This window comes from Comamonas faecalis, assembly GCF_039538025.1.
Classification (GTDB): Bacteria; Pseudomonadota; Gammaproteobacteria; order Burkholderiales; family Burkholderiaceae_C; genus Comamonas_C; species Comamonas_C faecalis.
Window position 1 is genome coordinate 47,695 of the sequence record NZ_BAABBP010000002.1, and the last position, 14,562, is coordinate 62,256.

The window sequence follows — 14,562 nt, forward strand, 5'->3', positions numbered from 1 at the left end:
CATGCCCTGCCCAGCAAAGGTTTGCCCGATGACCACCACCCCCGACACCGCCGCGGCCGCACCGCGCCCCGCCACGCTGGCCCAGGCGCTGCAAGGGCGGACACTGGCCTACCTGCTGAGCCACGGCGGCGACGGCCCGCCCCATGCAGCGCCGGTGCGGGTGCGGCTGCAGACGGACGGCGCTCTGCGCATCGATGGCCTGGGCAGGCACACGCGCGCCAACCTGGCACGCCACGGCGCCGCGGCGCTGCTGTGGCCGCCGGCGCAGGCCGGCGGTTATTCATTGATGGTGGACGTGCAGGCGCAGCTCGATGTCGACGGCGCCCGCCTGGCGCCCACGCGCGCCGTGCTGCACCGCGCGGCGCCGCTGCCAGAGGGCGCGCAGCAGGCGGGCAACTGCACCAGCGATTGCGTCGAATTGCGGTTTTAATTCCATTTCTATATCAACCGATTACTTTGTCGGCTTCGCTTGTCGTGCTACAGCACTGTCTGCGCTTCGCCTTCGCGTACTCGATCGATATAGAAATGGAATAAGGCGCCGCCCTCACCCCTTGGGCGCCATCCTGCAGGCCCAGCCGCCGGGCAGCCCGGCTTGGCCGATGTCGCTGGCCAGCGTACCGTCTCCAGCCTGGGCGGCCAGGCGGTCGGCGGCGGTATAGAGGATCTGCTCCTCCTTCGGGTTGTGCACCTGCAGCAGATGCAACAGCTCGGCGCAGTCGCCCTTGAGCGCGGCCGGATCCGCGCCCGCGCCGCAGGCTGCCGCCAGTTGCTCAAGCAACAGCCACATCTGGCCGTGCTCGCGCTGCATCACGAAGACCGGCATGGTCAGGCCCGAGCGCTCCAGCGGCGGAAACAAGATGTCCTCCTCGATATACAAATGCAGGCGCAGCAGATCCAGCGACGCGCCCAGCGCCCGCAGGTCGCCGCCGCCCTCGGCCACGGCCTGTATGCCGGCGTCGATGTCGCGGTGTTGTCGTTCCAGCAGCTCGCTGGGGCTGGCGTCGCTCATGAATATCTCCTTGCGCAAACCGATCGCACCAATATGGCACGGCCAGTGTCTCGGGTGGGCAAAGACGATGCTGGCGTCATGGGCGCCAGCCGGTAGGTGCCTGTGTTCGTCGACGGCGTGCCGCTCTACGTGCCTTACGACGGCTATGTGGACTTTGGCCGCTTCACCACCTTCGACCTGGCCGAGATCCGCGTCGCCAAGGCCGATGCCTCGCTGCTGTACGGCCCGAACACCCCGGGCGGTGCGATCAACCTGGTCACGCGCAAGCCGGTCAAACCTTTCGAGGGCGACGCGCTTCTGGGCCTGGGCGCGGGCCAGGCGCGCAAGGCGGCGGTGAACCTGGGCGGCAACCAGGGCAGCTGGTACTACCGGATCGGTGCGTCGTACCTGAAGGCCGACAGCTTTTCGTTGCCCAAGGGTTTCCGCGACGCCAAGAAAGTGCCCACCGACACAGACAACTACCGCGAGAACGCCGACCGCATCGACAAGCGCGTGCGGTTCTCGGCACGCAACCACCTGCAGGGCCAGGTCGCGCGCGTGCACAAGGGCGCAGTCAACACCGAGGTGGTCATCGGCCTGCCCGGCGGCGCGGCGGGCGCGGCCATCATCACCAACGAGAGCGCCGACACGCTGGGCCTGGCCGCCGGTACACCGGCCGCTGCACTGTTCAAATGCCTCCAGCGTGATCGTGGGCGTCCCGGCCTGAGCTTGCCTCGGACGGGCCGCGTCATGCAGCGTCAGGGCGCCGCGCTCAGTTGCGCCAGGTCACGCTCGAGCAGCTGTGCATCGCCCAGCTGCAGCTCGATCAGGCGGCGCAGGTGCGTGACGCTGTCCAGGTCGATGTCCAGGCAATGCAGGCCCAGCGTGTCGCCTTCCAGGTGCGCCACCTCGACCGCCATGCCAATGTGCTCGTCGCCACCCAGCGGCACCATCAGCTGGCAGTGCGCCCCGGCGGTCACTTGCACCGGCCCCAAGGCCTGCACCAGCGCGCCCTTGAGCGACAGGTCGAGCACGCGCACCTGCAGTTCCTGCGTCGCAGCGCTCAGCAGCGCCGGCGCAACAAACGGAACCCGGACGAAATGGCGGCGCTCTTGGGACATGGCGAGATCCTGTGCTTGGCTGAAAACAGCCACCATGCTACCCCCGGGCGCCGCACAGCCGTTGATCCGCGGACGCAGCCTGCGCATCGGGAAGTTGCCAACCCAGCCTTTACAATGCCGGGTTTCGCTCTCCGTAGTTCAATGGATAGAACGGACGCCTCCTAAGCGTCAGATACAGGTTCGATTCCTGTCGGAGGGACCAGACAAAAGCCGCAGGTCGCAAGACGCTGCGGCTTTTTTGGGCCTGATCTGCCCCGCCTGCTTACCGCAGGCCACGGCGCATCAGCCGGCGGTGGCGCCCGACTCCTTGACCACCTTGCTCCACTTGATGTTCTCGGTGCGGATGAACTCCGTGAAATGCGCGGGGGTTTCGCTCACCGGCTCGCCGCCCTGCTCCTCGATCTTGGCCTTGACCGCGTCTTCGCCCAGCACTTTCTGCAGCGCGCTGCTGAGCCTGTCCACCACGGGCTGGGGCGTGCCGGCCACGGTGAACAGGCCGAACCAGGAGGTGGCCTCGTAGCCGGGTACGCCGGCCTCGGCAATCGTCGGCACGTCGGGCAGCTCGGGCGAGCGCTTGGCCGTCGTGACCGCGATGGGGCGCAGCTTGCCCGAGCGCACGTGCTGGATGGCCGAGGGCATGTTGTCGAACATGATGCCGATCTGGTTGCCCAGCAAGTCGGTGACGGCCGGGGCGCTGCCCTTGTAGGGCACGTGCACCATGTCCACGCCGGCCATGGTTTTGAACAGCTCGCCCGACAGATGGATGGAGCTGCCGCTGCCCGAGGAGCCGAAGTCCACCTGACCCGGGTGCTCCTTGGCGTAGGCGATCAGCTCCTTGACGGTCTTGTACGGCCGCTGCGGGTTGGCCACCAGCAGGTTGGGCACGTTGGCCACGCGCGACAGCGGAGCGAAGTCCTTGATCGGATCGAACGACAGTTTCTTGTACAGCGCCTGGTTGATTGCGTGCGTGCCGACGGTGCCCATGAGTAGCGTGTAGCCGTCTGCCGGCGCCTTGGCCACCAGCGCGGCGCCGATGTTGCCGCCCGCGCCGGCGCGGTTGTCGACCAGCACGGGCTGGCCCAGCTCGTTGGACAGCGCCTGGCCGACGACGCGCGCCAGGATGTCGGTGGTGCCGCCCGGGGCGAACGGCACGACGATGGTGATGGGCTTGGCCGGATAGCTTTTCTGCGCCAGCGCGCCCAGCGGCAGGGTGGCTGCGGCGGTGGCGGCCAGGCAGGCCAGGACGGTGCGGCGGGCCAGGAAGCGGGAGTCGTGCGGGAAGGTCATGGTGTGGTTGTGTCCGCCCGGCAAGGTCGCCAGGCATCAAGAAAGAATGAAGAACGAAAAAAGACGGTGGCTACACGCCGGCGACGCCAACGGTCATGCCGCCGCAGACGTAGAGCACCTGGCCGGTGACGAAGCCGCTGCGCGCGTCCAGCAGGTAGGACACGGCGTGGGCCACGTCCTCGGGCTCTCCCACGCGCCTGACGGGGACGGCGTCGATGATGGCGCGCGTGCGCGGCGCATCCGGCGGGTTGGCGCGGTCGAACAGTTCGGTGCGGATGGGCCCGGGGCCGATGGCGTTGGCGGTGATGCCGTGGCGCCCCAGCTCCAGCGCCCATACGCGCGTCATGCCGATCAGGCCGGCCTTGGTTGCCGCGTAGGCGCTGCGCAGCTCCTTGCCCAGCGCGGCGCGCGAGGACATGTTGACGACACGCCCAAAACCCGCCGCCTGCATGCCCGGCAGCAGCGCCTGCAGGCATTGCAGCGCGCAGCGCAGGTTCAGCGCATAGGCCATGTCGAACTGCGCCAGCGTCTGCTCCTGCGCGATGGCGGGCAGCACGACTCCGACGTTGTTGACCAGCCGGGTGATGGGCCCGCCCTCCAGCGCCTGCTGCAGCGCGCGCGCCGTCTCCTGCTCGTCGCTCAGGTCGGCCGCGATGCCGCCCGGTGCGTGGCTGACGTCGCGGTCGATGACCACGGGCTCGTAGCCGTCGGCGCGGCAGCGCGCGGCCGTGGCCGCGCCAATGCCGGCGCCGCCGCCAGTGATGAGGACGCGCTCGCCGCTCATACGCGTTCCAGCACCACGGCGATGCCCTGGCCCACGCCGATGCACATGGTGCACAGCGCATAGCGCCCGCCCAGCGCGTGCAGCTGGTTGACCGCGGTGGTGGCCAGGCGCGCGCCAGAGGCGCCGAGCGGGTGGCCCAGCGCAATCGCGCCGCCCCAGGGGTTGACGCGGGCGTCGTCGTCCTTCAGGCCCAGGTCGCGCAGCACGGCCAGGCCCTGGGCGGCAAAGGCTTCGTTGAGTTCGATGATGTCCATCTGCGCAAGCGTCAGGCCTGTCTGCTGCAGCACCTTGCGCACGGCCGGGGCCGGGCCAAAGCCCATGATGCGCGGGGCGACGCCGGCCGTGGCCATGCCGACGACCCGGGCGCGCGGCGTCAAGCCGTATTGCCTGGCCGCCTCTTCGTTCGCCAGCAGCAGCGCGCAGGCGCCGTCGTTCACGCCGCTGGCGTTGCCGGCGGTCACCGTGCCGCCCTCGCGCACGATGGGCTTGAGCCCGGCAAGCGCCTCGATCGAGGTGGCGCGCGGGTGCTCGTCCTGGTCGACGACGATTGGATCGCCCTTGCGTCGCGGGATCGTCACCGCGACGATCTCGCGCGCCAGGTGGCCGGCGGCAATCGCGGCGGCGGCCTTTTGCTGGCTGGCCAGCGCCATGCGATCCTGCGCGGCGCGCTCAATCTTGAAATCATCCGCCACGTTCTCGGCGGTCTCGGGCATCGAGTCGATGCCGTATTGCGCCTTCATCAGCCGATTGACGAAGCGCCAGCCGATCGTGGTGTCGTAGACCGCGTTGGCGCGGCTGAAGGCGCTTTCCGCCTTGGGCATGACGAAGGGCGCACGGCTCATGCTCTCCACGCCGCCGGCAATCATCAGGCGCGCCTCGCCCGCCTTGATCGCGCGCGCCGCCGAGCCCACCGCGTCCAGGCCCGAGCCGCACAGGCGATTGATGGTGGCGCCGGGCACGTCGATGGGCAAGCCGGCCAGCAGCGCCGACATGCGCGCGACGTTGCGGTTGTCCTCGCCGGCCTGGTTGGCGCAGCCGTAGAGCACGTCGTCGACGGCCTTCCAGTCCACGCCGGGGTTGCGCTCCATCAGCGCGTGGATGGGCACGGCGCCCAGGTCGTCGGCGCGCACACTGCTCAAGGCGCCGCCGTAGCGGCCAAAGGGGGTGCGAACCGCGTCGCAGATCAGGGCTTGGGTCATGGTGTCTCCAGGGTCGAAGTTGCAAAAAAAATGATTGCGGCGCTGCAGCCCGCGCATTCGTCTACTGTCGGATGGGCAGGCCGACGATGCGCTCCAGCTCGGCGTGCGTCAGGCCGTCGACGGTGTCGATCAGGCGCAGGCCGCCCTGCGTGCACTCCAGCGTGCACAGGTCGGTGTAGATGCGCTTGACGCAGGCCAGGCCCGTGAGCGGGTAGCTGCATTCCCTGACCACCTTGCACTCGCCGGTCTTGGTCAGCAAATCCATCATCACCCAGGTGGACTTGGCGCCCACGGCCAGATCCATGGCGCCGCCCACGGCGGGAATGGCGCCGGGCTCGCCCGTGCTCCAGTTGGCCAGGTCGCCGGTGCTGCTGACCTGGAAGGCGCCGAGCACGCAGATGTCCAGATGGCCGCCGCGCATCATCGCGAAGCTGTCGGCATGGTGAAAAAAGCTGCCGCCGGGCAGCAGCGTCACCGGCTGCTTGCCGGCGTTGGTCAGGTCGTAGTCCTCATGCCCCGCGGCGGGCGCCGGGCCCATGCCCAGGATGCCGTTCTCGGAATGCAGCACCACCTCGCGGCCGGCGGGCAGGTGGTTGGCCACCAGGGTGGGCTGGCCTATGCCCAGGTTGACGTAGGCGCCGTCGAAAATATCCTGCGCCACGCGCTGGGCGAGTTCGGTCTTGCTGCGTTTTTGGTAGTTGCTCACGCTGGTATCTCCTGAGTTCTCTTATTTGCGGATGCCGCCGGCCTGGGTGGCCACGCGCGGCACCTTGACCACGCGGCTCACGAAGATGCCGGGCGTGACCACGGCCTCGGGATCCATCTCGCCCAGTTCCACCAGCTCGTGCACCGTGGCCACCGTGTGCTTGGCGGCCATCGCGCACACCGGGCCGAAGTTGCGCGCCGACATGCGGTAGGTCAGGTTGCCCCAGCGGTCGCCGCGTTCGGCCTTGACCAGCGCCACGTCGCCGTAGATGGGGTACTCCAGCACATAGTGCTTGCCGTTGATCTCGCGCGTTTCCTTGCCCTTGGCAAGCTCGGTGCCGTAGCCCGTGGGGCAGAAGAAGGCGCCAATGCCGGCGCCAGCGGCGCGCATGCGTTCGGCCAGGTTGCCCTGTGGCACCAGTTCCAGCTCAATCTTTCCGGTGCGGTACAACTCGTCGAACACCCAGCTGTCGGCCTGGCGCGGAAAGCTGCAGATGATCTTGCGCACCTGGCCGCTTTTCAGCAGCGCCGCCAGGCCCGCATCGCCATTGCCAGCGTTGTTGTTGACCACGGTGAGCTCACGCGCCCCCTGGGCGATCAGCCCGTCGATCAGCTCGATGGGGTTGCCCGAGGTGCCAAAGCCGCCGATGAGCACCGTGGCGCCGTCCTGCACGCCCTCCAGCGCCTGGGCGACCGAATCTGCAATCTTGTTGATCATGTGCTGCCGTCTCCTGGATGCCGAAAATGATTGAGCCCAAATGTTCGTATATAGAACAAATGTTCGTATAATGAATTTTAGGACAAATCACCATGAATGACACCTCTTTACCCGTAAGTAATAGCCACAAGCCCGGCGACAACTACGTGCAATCGTTCGCCCGCGGACTGGAGGTGATCCGCTCGTTCAGCGCCAGTGCGCCGCAGCAGACGCTCAGCGACGTGGCCGCGCGCACCGGCCTCACGCGCGCCGGCGCGCGGCGCATCCTGCTGACGCTGCAGACCCTGGGCTACCTGGAAAACGACGGCCGGCTGTTTCGCCTCACCCCGCGCATCCTCGACCTGGGTTTTGCCTACCTGAGCTCGATCCCGATCTGGAACCTGGCCGAGCCGATGATGGAGGCGCTGACCGACCGCGTGCGCGAGTCCTGCTCTGCCGCCGTGCTCGACGGCCTGGACGTGGTCTACGTGCTGCGCGTGCACACGCACAAAATCATCAGCACCAACCTGGCCGTGGGCTCGCGCCTGCCGGCGTTCTGGACGTCGATGGGCCGCGTGCTGCTGGCCGCCCTGCCCGACGATGAACTGCACGCGCGCCTGGCCGCCGCGCCGCGCGAGCGCTTCACCGCCCACACCGCGCTGGACGACGCGGCGCTGCTAGCGCGCATCACCCAGGCGCGCCAGCAGGGCTGGTGCGTGGTCGACCAGGAGCTGGAAGAAGGCCTGATCTCGGTCGCCGCGCCTTTGAGAAACGCCACCGGCCAAGTGGTCGCCGCGCTCAACATCAGCGGCCAGGCCAGCCGCACCAGCCCCGAGGCGCTGCGCGAGCAGCTGCTGCCCGAGCTGCTGCGCACCGCACAGGACATCTCGCGCACGCTGGGGGCGCGTTAGAGCTGAAACCCCACCGCCCGCACCACTCCCTCGGCGATGTCGCGCGACCATGACGGGCGGCGCGCCTCGTAGGGCTGGGCGCCGGTGCGCAGCGCGTCGATCCAGCCGGCCAGCCAGCCGACCTGCGCCGGGCCGTAGAACGCGGTCATCGCCTCGTAGTTCAGAAACAGGCTGCGCGCGTCCAGGTTGAGCGAGCCGCAAAGCGCCAGCTGGTCGTCGATCAGCACCGCCTTGGCGTGCACCATGGCCGGCGACAGCCAGACCCGCGCGCCGGCGGAGGCCAGTTGGCGCAGCGCCCGCTCGCGCGCCATGTCGGCCAGGCGGTGGTTGGAGCGCCGCGGCAGCACCAGCTGCAGATCGACGCCGCGCCGGCACGCCAGGCACCAGGCGTCCAGCAGCGCGTCGTCGGGCACGAAGTACGGCGTGACCAGCCAGATGCGCCGCTGCGCATGCCAGGCGCCGGCCAGCAGCAGCGCGTGCAGCGTGTCGTCGGCGTGGTCGGGGCCGCTGGGCAGCCACTGCGCCAGCGCGCCGGTGCGCGGCGCACCCGCGTCCGGCAGTTGGTCGACGCGGCGCATGCGCCGCAGCATCAGGCCGCGGGCGGTGCGCCAGTCGGTCAGAAACTGCACATGCGCCTGGCGCGCAACGGGGCCGTCGATCTCGAAGCTCAGATCCACCCAGGCAGGCCGATTCGGGCGGTCGACGAAGTATTCGCAGGCCAGGTTGCGCCCGCCGCTCCACAGGCGCCTGCCGTCGGCGACGACCAGCTTGCGGTGGTTGCGCAGATTGGTGCGCCCGTGCAGCGGGTTGTGCAGCAGCGGCATGAAGCGGCGCACATGCACGCCGGCTGCGCGCAGCTCGCGCAGCAGGCGCCGCCCGACCAGCAGGCTGCCCATGGCGTCGATCAGCAGGTGCACCTGCACGCCGCGCGCGGCGGCGGCGGCCAGCGCTTGCGCCACCTGGCGGCCGGTGGCGTCGCTGGCCAGCACATAGGTGCAGACGTCGAGCTGGTGCACCGCGCCATCGATGGTCGCCAGCAGGCCGGCCAGCGCCTGGCCGCCATCCTCATGCAGCGCGATGCGCACGTTGGGCTGCGCCGGCGGCAGCTCCAGACCCGCCAGCAGCTGCGTGGCCCATGCGGGCGCGCCGGCCACCGGGTGGTGCGCCGGTACAGGCGCGCGGTGGCGCGGGCGCACCAGCTTGCGCGAGCCGAAGAACAGGAACAGCGGAATGGTCAGATAGGGCAGCGTCAGCATGCCCAGCACCCAGCCCAGCGCCGCCGACGGATGGCGCCGCTGGTGGCCGATGCGCGTGCCCAGCACATACAGCAGCAGGCCCAGCGCCACGACGATGGCGTGGCCCAGGCCCGAGAGGACGATCCAGCGGATCACGCTCCGCCCTCGTCGGTGCCATCCATGCCGTCCGCCAGCCGTGCCAGCGCCAGCTGCACGCGCAGCCCGCCCAGTTGCGGCGCGTCGCCCAGCACCAGCGCGCTGCCGTGCAGGCGGGCGATGGTCTCGGCAATCGCCAAGCCCAGGCCGCTGCCTTCGGCGCCCTGCGCGCCCGCCGCGCGGTGAAAGCGCCGCAGCACGCGCTCGCGCTGCGCCGGCGCAATGCCAGGGCCGCTGTCGTCCACGGTAAGCAGCAACTGCGCACCCTCGGCGCGCAACTGCACGTCGATGCGCCCGCCCTCGGGCGTGTACTTGATGGCGTTGTCCAGCAGGTTGCGCAGCAGGATGGCCAGCGCCTGCACATGGCCGGCAACCCGAGCCTGCGCGGCGTCGCCGGCCAGCTGCGCCAGCCCCAGGTCGATGCTGCGCAGCTGCGCGGCGTGCACCGCGTCTGCCACGCACTGGCGCACCAGGTCGGCCAGCACCAGCGGCTCTGCCGGCTCGCCCTGGGCGATCTGCGCCTCCTGGCGCGCCAGCGCCAGCAGTTGCTCGACCAGGCGCGTGGCGCGGTCGATACCGGCGCCCAGGCGCTCGCCGGCGCGCTGGCGCGCGGCGTCGTCCTGCGCACGCGACAGTGCCTGCACCTGCAGCTTGAGCGCCGCCAGCGGCGAGCGCAGCTCGTGCGCGGCGTCGGCAACAAAGTGCTGCTGCGCCTCGAAGGCCTGACCCACGCGCGCCAGCAGCGCGTTGAACTCGTCGACCAGCGGACGCACCTCGGACGGCAGGCCGGCGCCGTCCAGCGGCGCCAGCGCGTCGGCGCGCCGCTGCGCCACCTGGCGGCGCACGCGCTCGACAGGCGCAAGCACACCGCCCACGCCGCGCCAGGCGACAAAGCCCAGCAGCGGCGCCAGCAGCACCGTGGGCAGCGCAGTGCGCAGCGCCAGCTGGCGCGCCATGGCACGGCGCACGTCCAGATCCTGCGCCACCTGGATGACCTGCAGCGGAGTCTGCACCGACAGCACGCGGTAGGTGGTGGCGCCCACGCGCACGTTGGAAAACCCGAGCACCGCGCGCTGCGGCAGCGCCAGGCCGAAGTTGGACTCGTACACGCGCAGCCCGTCGGCCGACCAGACCTGCACGACGAACTCGCGGCTCTCCTGCCCCTGCACCAGCGGGCCGTATTCGCCCGGTGGCAGCGACGGCAGGCCCGGGCGCAGCACCTGGGCCATCTGCTGCATCTGGTAGTCGAACAGCGCGTCGGCCTCGGCCAGCGCGGTGCGGTAGCCCAGCGCCACCTGCACCAGCGCCACGCCGGCAATGGCCAGCAGCAGCAGCGCCAGCAGGCGGGTGCGCAGCGAGCGGGGGGCGGGCTGGGCCGTCACGCTGCCTCCCTGGGCACCATGTAGCCCAGGCCGCGCACATTGAGCACGGCGCCCGCACCCAGTTTTTTGCGCAGGCCGTGGATGTAGACCTCGACCGCGTTGCTGCTGATCTCCTCGCCCCAGCCGTAGAGCTTGTCTTCGAGCTGCGCGCGCGAGAGCACCGCGCCCGGGCGCGCCAGCAGCGGGTCGAGCACCGCCCACTCGCGCGCCGACAGCTGCACGCTGCGGCCGTCGACGCTGGCCTCGCGCGTCGCGGGGCACAGGCGCACGCCGGCGTGCTCGTAGGCCATGGCGCCGCCGGCGGCGCGCCGCGCCAGCGCGCGGATGCGGGCCAGCAGCTCGTCCAGGTCGTAGGGCTTGAGCAGGTAGTCGTCGGCGCCGGCGTCCAGCCCCTGCACGCGGTCGGCCACGGCGTCGCGCGCTGTGGCAATCAAGACGGGCGTGCGGTCTTTTCTCGCGCGCAGGTCGCGCAGCACCTGCAGGCCGTCGCGCCCGGGCAGGCCCAGGTCGAGCAGCACCAGGTCATAGGCCTGGGCGCGCAGCGCGGTGTCGGCCTGCAGGCCGTCGCGCGCCCAGTCGACCGCGTGGTGCTCGCCGCGCAGCAAATCCTGCACGGCCTCGCCGATCATCGCGTCGTCCTCGACCAGCAGCAGGCGCATGGCTCAAACCACCCCCAGAAAAAACATGGGCGCAAGCATAGCGGCTTGCGCCCCTTCGTCGCTGCAGGCGCAAGGGCCTGCAGCAGACCGTCAGCCCAGGCGTACCGGCACGAAGATGCGCTCGCCGTCACGCCAGATCAGCAGCGCCACCGACTTGCCCGCCTTGGCCACCATGGCGCGCACCTGCGCCAGATCGCGCGCGGGCGTGCCATTGATGGCCAGCAGCACGTCGCCGGGCTGCACTCCAGCGCGCGCGGCCGGGCCGTTGACGCCCTGGATCACCAGGCCGTCGCTCACGCCCACCTGCGCCGCCTCGTCGGGCTGCAGCGGGCGCAGCGCCAGGCCCAGGCGGCCGTGGTCGGACTGCGCCTTGTCCTTGTCCGCGCCGGCCTGCGCCTTGTCGGCGGCATTGCCCAGCGTGGCGCTCAGCGTCTCGCTGCGGCCATGGCGCCATACGCCCAGCTCCATCCTGGTGCCAGGGCGCGACTGGCTGACGATGGCCGGCAGGTCGCTGGAGGCGACGATGGGCTGGCCGTCGACGCTGCGGATCACGTCACCCGATTTCAGTCCCGCCTTGTCGGCCGGGCTGCCCTTTTGCACGTCGGCCACCAGCGCGCCCTCGGGCTTGTCAAGGCCAAAGGAGTCGGCCAGCGTCTGGTTGACGTCCTGGATCGTCACTCCCAGGCGCGCGTGCTGTACCTTGCCGGTGGTCTGGATGTCGTGCTGCACGCGCGTGGCCACCTCGATCGGGATGGCGAACGACACGCCCTGGTAGCCGCCCGAGCGGCTGTAGATCTGCGAGTTGATGCCCACGACCTCGCCCTGGGCGTTGAACAGCGGCCCGCCCGAGTTGCCGGGGTTGACCGCCACGTCGGTCTGGATGAAGGGCACGGCGCTGTCGTCGGGCAGCGCGCGTCCCTTGGCGCTGACCACGCCGGCGGTGACGCTGTTCTCGAACCCGAACGGCGAGCCGATCGCCAGCACCCAGTCGCCCACGTTCAAGGCCCTGGTGCTGCCCAGGCGCACCGTGGGCAGATCGTGCGCGTCGATCTTGAGCACCGCCACGTCGGTCTTGGCGTCGGCGCCCAGCACCTTGGCGCGGAACTCGCGTCGGTCGGTCAGCTTGACGGTGACCTCGTCCGCGCCCTTGACCACGTGGGCATTGGTCAGCACCACGCCGTCGGGGCTGACGATGAAGCCCGAGCCCAGCGCGCGCACCGGAACGTCGCGCGGCGCCTGCATGGCACCGGGCGGAATCATGCCGAAGCGCTTGAAGAACTCGAACAGCTGGGCGTTGGGGTCGTCATCGTCGCCGCCGTCGTCGGCCGCGCCGCCTTCATGGCGCGTGCCGGTCACGCTGATGTTGACCACGGCCGGACCGTATTTCTGCGTGATGGCGGCGAAGCTGGGCAGCGACTGCGTGGCCACCAGCGGCGCCGGCGCGCTGGCCGTGGCCGCCACCGGCGCGGTGCCGTCGGCATGCGCAATGCGGTGGCTGACGAGGCCGGCGCCGGTAGCGCCCAGCGCGCCCGCGGCAACCAGCGCAATGACCAGCTTGCGGGGGGTGGAGATGAGGGTGTTCATGGTCTGCCTTTCCAACAGGTTTGCTCTGATGGGTAGGCAGTGTGAAAGCCCAGGCTTAGGGCACGCTTAGGAGCGTGCGCACGCTCCAAAAAATCGAGAAAAGCAAAACGCCCCGCGGTACGGGGCGCGCATGTGGATCACGAAGGCAAGTTTCAAACCGGCACGCAATCCACCTTGCCTGCGCCGCTGGCCAGCGCCGCGCCCAGCGCCTCGCCAAACAAATTCTTCGGATCGGCCATGGCGGGAACGACTTCAACCTGCGTCCCCAGTTTCAGCTGCTGCGCCTGCGCGTGCAAAAAGCGCAGAGCCGAGAAGTCCTCCAGCGCAAAGCCGACCGAGTCGAACACGGTGATTTCATCGTCGCTCTTGCGGCCGGCGCGCTTGCCGGCAAGCACCTGCCACAGCGGCTGCACGGCGTAGTCGGCCGGCATGTGCTGGATCTCGCCCTCGATGCGCGACTGCGGCTCGAACTCGACAAAAGTGCTGGCGCGCTGCAGCACACCCGCCGCCAGCTCGGTCTTGCCCGGGCAGTCGCCGCCCACGGCGTTCAGGTGCATGCCGGGCGCAACCATGGCCTCGTTGACGATGATGGCGTTGGTCTTGTCGGCGGTGATGGTGGTGACGATGTCGGCGCCACGCGCGGCCTCGGCGGCGCTGGCGCAGCCAATCAGCGTAAGCCCCGCCACACCGGCCAGGTTGGCGCGCAACTTGGCCGTGGCGCCGGGGTCGACGTCGTACAGCCGCAGCGTGTCAATGCCCAGCAGGTGGTGAAAAGCGAGCGCCTGGAACTCGCTTTGCGCGCCGTTGCCAATCAGCGCCATCACGCGCGAATTCTTGCGCGCCAGCACGCGCGCCGCCATCACCGAGGTGGCCGCCGTGCGCAGCGCCGTGGTCAGCGTCAGCTCGCTGAGCAGCAGCGGCCGGCCGGTGGATACCTCGGCCAGCGCGCCGAACGCCATCACCGTGGGCAGACCCACACGCGGGTTGAGCGGGTGGCCGTTGACGAACTTGAATGCGTACAAACTGTCGTCGGCCGCCGGCATCAGCTCGATGACGCCGACATCGGAATGGCTGGCCACGCGGGCCACCTTGTCGAACGCCTCCCAGCGCAAAAAATCTGCGTGGATGAAAGACTCCAGCTGGCGCAGCGTCTGGCCAATACCCAGGCGGCGCACCAGCGCGCTGACGTCGTGGGTGGACAGGAATGTGGTCATTTTTCGCTCCTTTTTCATGGCTTTTGATTACGGACGCGCTGCAAAAAATTCGCATGCGGCGTCACAACTCCATTGTTCCCTCGGAGCAGATCAATTCATAGCGGCAAAATTATCTATAAAATCTCAATTTATTGACTAAATGACATTATTTGATGAACAAACTGTCAATGGATAGCCTGGATCACCAGATCCTGGCGCTGCTGCGCGGCGACGCTCGCGCCTCGGTGGCGACACTGGCGAAAAAGCTCGGTGTCTCGCGCGGCACCGTCAACAACCGCATCGCCCGCATGGAGCAAAGCGGCGTCATCCTGGGCTACAGCATCCGCGTGCGGCCCGACTCGCGGCCCGAGGAAATCGTCGCCTGGACCAGCATCGCCATCGAAGGACACGAGACGCAGCGCATCATTGCCGCCCTGTCGGGAGAGCCCGCCGTCTCGGAGCTGCACGACACCAACGGCCGCTGGGACATGCTCGCGCAGCTGCGCGTGCTCACCATGGCCGAGCTCGCCGAGGCGCTTGAGCGCATCCGCCTGATCAAAGGCATTGCAGCGACCGAAACCAGCATTCACCTCAAGAGCCTGAAGTTTTGAGCCGCTGTCCAGCTTTGCTGCACAGAAACATGGCGCTGGCGCGACCGACT

General features: G+C 69.3%; 15 protein-coding genes, 1 tRNA gene and 2 pseudogenes. 6 read left to right on the plus strand and 12 right to left on the minus strand.

Going from position 1 to position 14,562, the window contains the following annotated elements:
- Positions 1–28: 28 nt before the first annotated feature.
- A complete protein-coding gene (locus ABD767_RS01365) occupies positions 29–430 on the plus strand; it encodes a pyridoxamine 5'-phosphate oxidase family protein (protein WP_146031486.1) in 402 nt (133 codons plus the stop codon).
- Between the two features lie 114 nt (positions 431–544).
- Here the strand turns inward: ABD767_RS01365 and ABD767_RS01370 are convergent, their stop codons facing one another.
- The gene (locus ABD767_RS01370; protein WP_344867813.1) at positions 545–1,009 is read right to left on the minus strand and encodes a hemerythrin domain-containing protein; all 465 of its coding nucleotides are present in this window, start codon (positions 1,007–1,009) and stop codon (positions 545–547) included.
- A 96-nt stretch (positions 1,010–1,105) separates the two neighbouring features.
- On the opposite strand from ABD767_RS01370, the pseudogene ABD767_RS01375 reads away from it, so the two are divergent.
- Together ABD767_RS01375 and ABD767_RS01380 are read left to right on the plus strand one after the other, a co-directional pair.
- Positions 1,106–1,510 (plus strand): annotated as a pseudogene (locus tag ABD767_RS01375) (TonB-dependent receptor); the annotation flags it as partial.
- A pseudogene (locus ABD767_RS01380) lies at positions 1,505–1,715 on the plus strand (TOBE domain-containing protein); the annotation flags it as partial. The pseudogenes ABD767_RS01375 and ABD767_RS01380, both read left to right, overlap by 6 nt.
- 31 nt (positions 1,716–1,746) lie before the next feature.
- Here the strand turns inward: ABD767_RS01380 and ABD767_RS01385 are convergent.
- Positions 1,747–2,109 carry a PilZ domain-containing protein gene (locus ABD767_RS01385; protein WP_344867815.1) on the minus strand — a complete coding sequence of 121 codons (363 nt, stop codon included), beginning with the start codon at positions 2,107–2,109 and terminating at the stop codon, positions 1,747–1,749.
- Positions 2,110–2,236: 127 nt separating this feature from the next.
- Here ABD767_RS01385 and ABD767_RS01390 point away from each other — a divergent pair.
- Positions 2,237–2,311 (plus strand) — tRNA-Arg (locus tag ABD767_RS01390).
- 80 nt (positions 2,312–2,391) lie between these two features.
- Here ABD767_RS01390 and ABD767_RS01395 read toward each other — a convergent pair.
- The 5 genes from ABD767_RS01395 to ABD767_RS01415 all read right to left on the minus strand — a co-directional run bounded on the left by ABD767_RS01395 (position 2,392) and on the right by ABD767_RS01415 (position 6,802).
- Positions 2,392–3,396 carry a tripartite tricarboxylate transporter substrate-binding protein gene (locus ABD767_RS01395; protein ID WP_103043679.1) on the minus strand — a complete coding sequence of 335 codons (1,005 nt, stop codon included), beginning with the start codon at positions 3,394–3,396 and terminating at the stop codon, positions 2,392–2,394.
- A 70-nt stretch (positions 3,397–3,466) separates the two neighbouring features.
- Positions 3,467–4,180: an SDR family oxidoreductase gene (locus ABD767_RS01400; RefSeq protein ID WP_103043678.1), complete on the minus strand. Its 714-nt coding sequence runs from the start codon at positions 4,178–4,180 to the stop codon at positions 3,467–3,469.
- Entirely contained in the window at positions 4,177–5,379 is a 1,203-nt protein-coding gene (gene pcaF, locus ABD767_RS01405) for a 3-oxoadipyl-CoA thiolase (RefSeq protein WP_103043693.1), read from the minus strand. Before pcaF ends, ABD767_RS01400 begins: the two co-directional genes overlap by 4 nt.
- Before the next feature lie 61 nt (positions 5,380–5,440).
- Entirely contained in the window at positions 5,441–6,085 is a 645-nt protein-coding gene (locus ABD767_RS01410; RefSeq protein WP_103043677.1) for a 3-oxoacid CoA-transferase subunit B, read from the minus strand.
- A gap of 21 nt (positions 6,086–6,106) precedes the next feature.
- Positions 6,107–6,802 (minus strand): 3-oxoacid CoA-transferase subunit A, encoded by a 696-nt coding sequence (locus ABD767_RS01415; protein WP_103043676.1) that lies wholly within the window; start codon positions 6,800–6,802, stop codon positions 6,107–6,109.
- A gap of 92 nt (positions 6,803–6,894) precedes the next feature.
- On the opposite strand from ABD767_RS01415, the gene ABD767_RS01420 reads away from it, so the two are divergent.
- Entirely contained in the window at positions 6,895–7,692 is a 798-nt protein-coding gene (locus ABD767_RS01420) for an IclR family transcriptional regulator domain-containing protein (RefSeq protein WP_103043675.1), read from the plus strand.
- On the opposite strand, the gene ABD767_RS01425 is transcribed toward ABD767_RS01420, so the two are convergent.
- From ABD767_RS01425 to ABD767_RS01445, 5 genes are all read right to left on the minus strand, one after another.
- Positions 7,689–9,083: a phospholipase D-like domain-containing protein gene (locus ABD767_RS01425; RefSeq protein ID WP_103043674.1), complete on the minus strand. Its 1,395-nt coding sequence runs from the start codon at positions 9,081–9,083 to the stop codon at positions 7,689–7,691. The two genes, ABD767_RS01420 and ABD767_RS01425, sit on opposite strands and share 4 nt — an antisense overlap.
- Positions 9,080–10,465 carry an ATP-binding protein gene (locus ABD767_RS01430; protein ID WP_103043673.1) on the minus strand — a complete coding sequence of 462 codons (1,386 nt, stop codon included), beginning with the start codon at positions 10,463–10,465 and terminating at the stop codon, positions 9,080–9,082. Before ABD767_RS01430 ends, ABD767_RS01425 begins: the two co-directional genes overlap by 4 nt.
- A complete protein-coding gene (locus ABD767_RS01435; RefSeq protein WP_103043672.1) occupies positions 10,462–11,124 on the minus strand; it encodes a response regulator in 663 nt (220 codons plus the stop codon). Before ABD767_RS01435 ends, ABD767_RS01430 begins: the two co-directional genes overlap by 4 nt.
- Positions 11,125–11,214: 90 nt before the next feature.
- Positions 11,215–12,708 (minus strand): Do family serine endopeptidase, encoded by a 1,494-nt coding sequence (locus ABD767_RS01440; RefSeq protein WP_103043692.1) that lies wholly within the window; start codon positions 12,706–12,708, stop codon positions 11,215–11,217.
- Positions 12,709–12,860: 152 nt separating this feature from the next.
- Positions 12,861–13,922, minus strand: a complete 1,062-nt coding sequence (locus ABD767_RS01445) for an ornithine cyclodeaminase (protein ID WP_103043691.1) — start codon at positions 13,920–13,922, stop codon at positions 12,861–12,863.
- Between the two features lie 167 nt (positions 13,923–14,089).
- On the opposite strand from ABD767_RS01445, the gene ABD767_RS01450 reads away from it, so the two are divergent.
- On the plus strand, positions 14,090–14,512 hold the full coding sequence (locus ABD767_RS01450; RefSeq protein ID WP_103043671.1) for a winged helix-turn-helix transcriptional regulator: 423 nt from the start codon (positions 14,090–14,092) through the stop codon (positions 14,510–14,512).
- Positions 14,513–14,562: the final 50 nt, after the last annotated feature.

Excerpts from the sequence above, each read along its gene's own strand:
- ABD767_RS01365 (WP_146031486.1), top strand. The coding sequence starts at position 29 with ATGACCACCACCCCCGACACCGCCGCGGCCGCACCGCGCCCCGCCACG.
- ABD767_RS01370 (WP_344867813.1), bottom strand. The coding sequence starts at position 1,009 with ATGAGCGACGCCAGCCCCAGCGAGCTGCTGGAACGACAACACCGCGAC.
- ABD767_RS01385 (WP_344867815.1), bottom strand. The coding sequence starts at position 2,109 with ATGTCCCAAGAGCGCCGCCATTTCGTCCGGGTTCCGTTTGTTGCGCCG.
- ABD767_RS01395 (WP_103043679.1), bottom strand. The coding sequence starts at position 3,396 with ATGACCTTCCCGCACGACTCCCGCTTCCTGGCCCGCCGCACCGTCCTG.
- ABD767_RS01400 (WP_103043678.1), bottom strand. The coding sequence starts at position 4,180 with ATGAGCGGCGAGCGCGTCCTCATCACTGGCGGCGGCGCCGGCATTGGC.
- pcaF (WP_103043693.1), bottom strand. The coding sequence starts at position 5,379 with ATGACCCAAGCCCTGATCTGCGACGCGGTTCGCACCCCCTTTGGCCGC.
- ABD767_RS01415 (WP_103043676.1), bottom strand. The coding sequence starts at position 6,802 with ATGATCAACAAGATTGCAGATTCGGTCGCCCAGGCGCTGGAGGGCGTG.
- ABD767_RS01420 (WP_103043675.1), top strand. The coding sequence starts at position 6,895 with ATGAATGACACCTCTTTACCCGTAAGTAATAGCCACAAGCCCGGCGAC.
- ABD767_RS01435 (WP_103043672.1), bottom strand. The coding sequence starts at position 11,124 with ATGCGCCTGCTGCTGGTCGAGGACGACGCGATGATCGGCGAGGCCGTG.
- ABD767_RS01440 (WP_103043692.1), bottom strand. The coding sequence starts at position 12,708 with ATGAACACCCTCATCTCCACCCCCCGCAAGCTGGTCATTGCGCTGGTT.
- ABD767_RS01445 (WP_103043691.1), bottom strand. The coding sequence starts at position 13,922 with ATGACCACATTCCTGTCCACCCACGACGTCAGCGCGCTGGTGCGCCGC.
- ABD767_RS01450 (WP_103043671.1), top strand. The coding sequence starts at position 14,090 with ATGGATAGCCTGGATCACCAGATCCTGGCGCTGCTGCGCGGCGACGCT.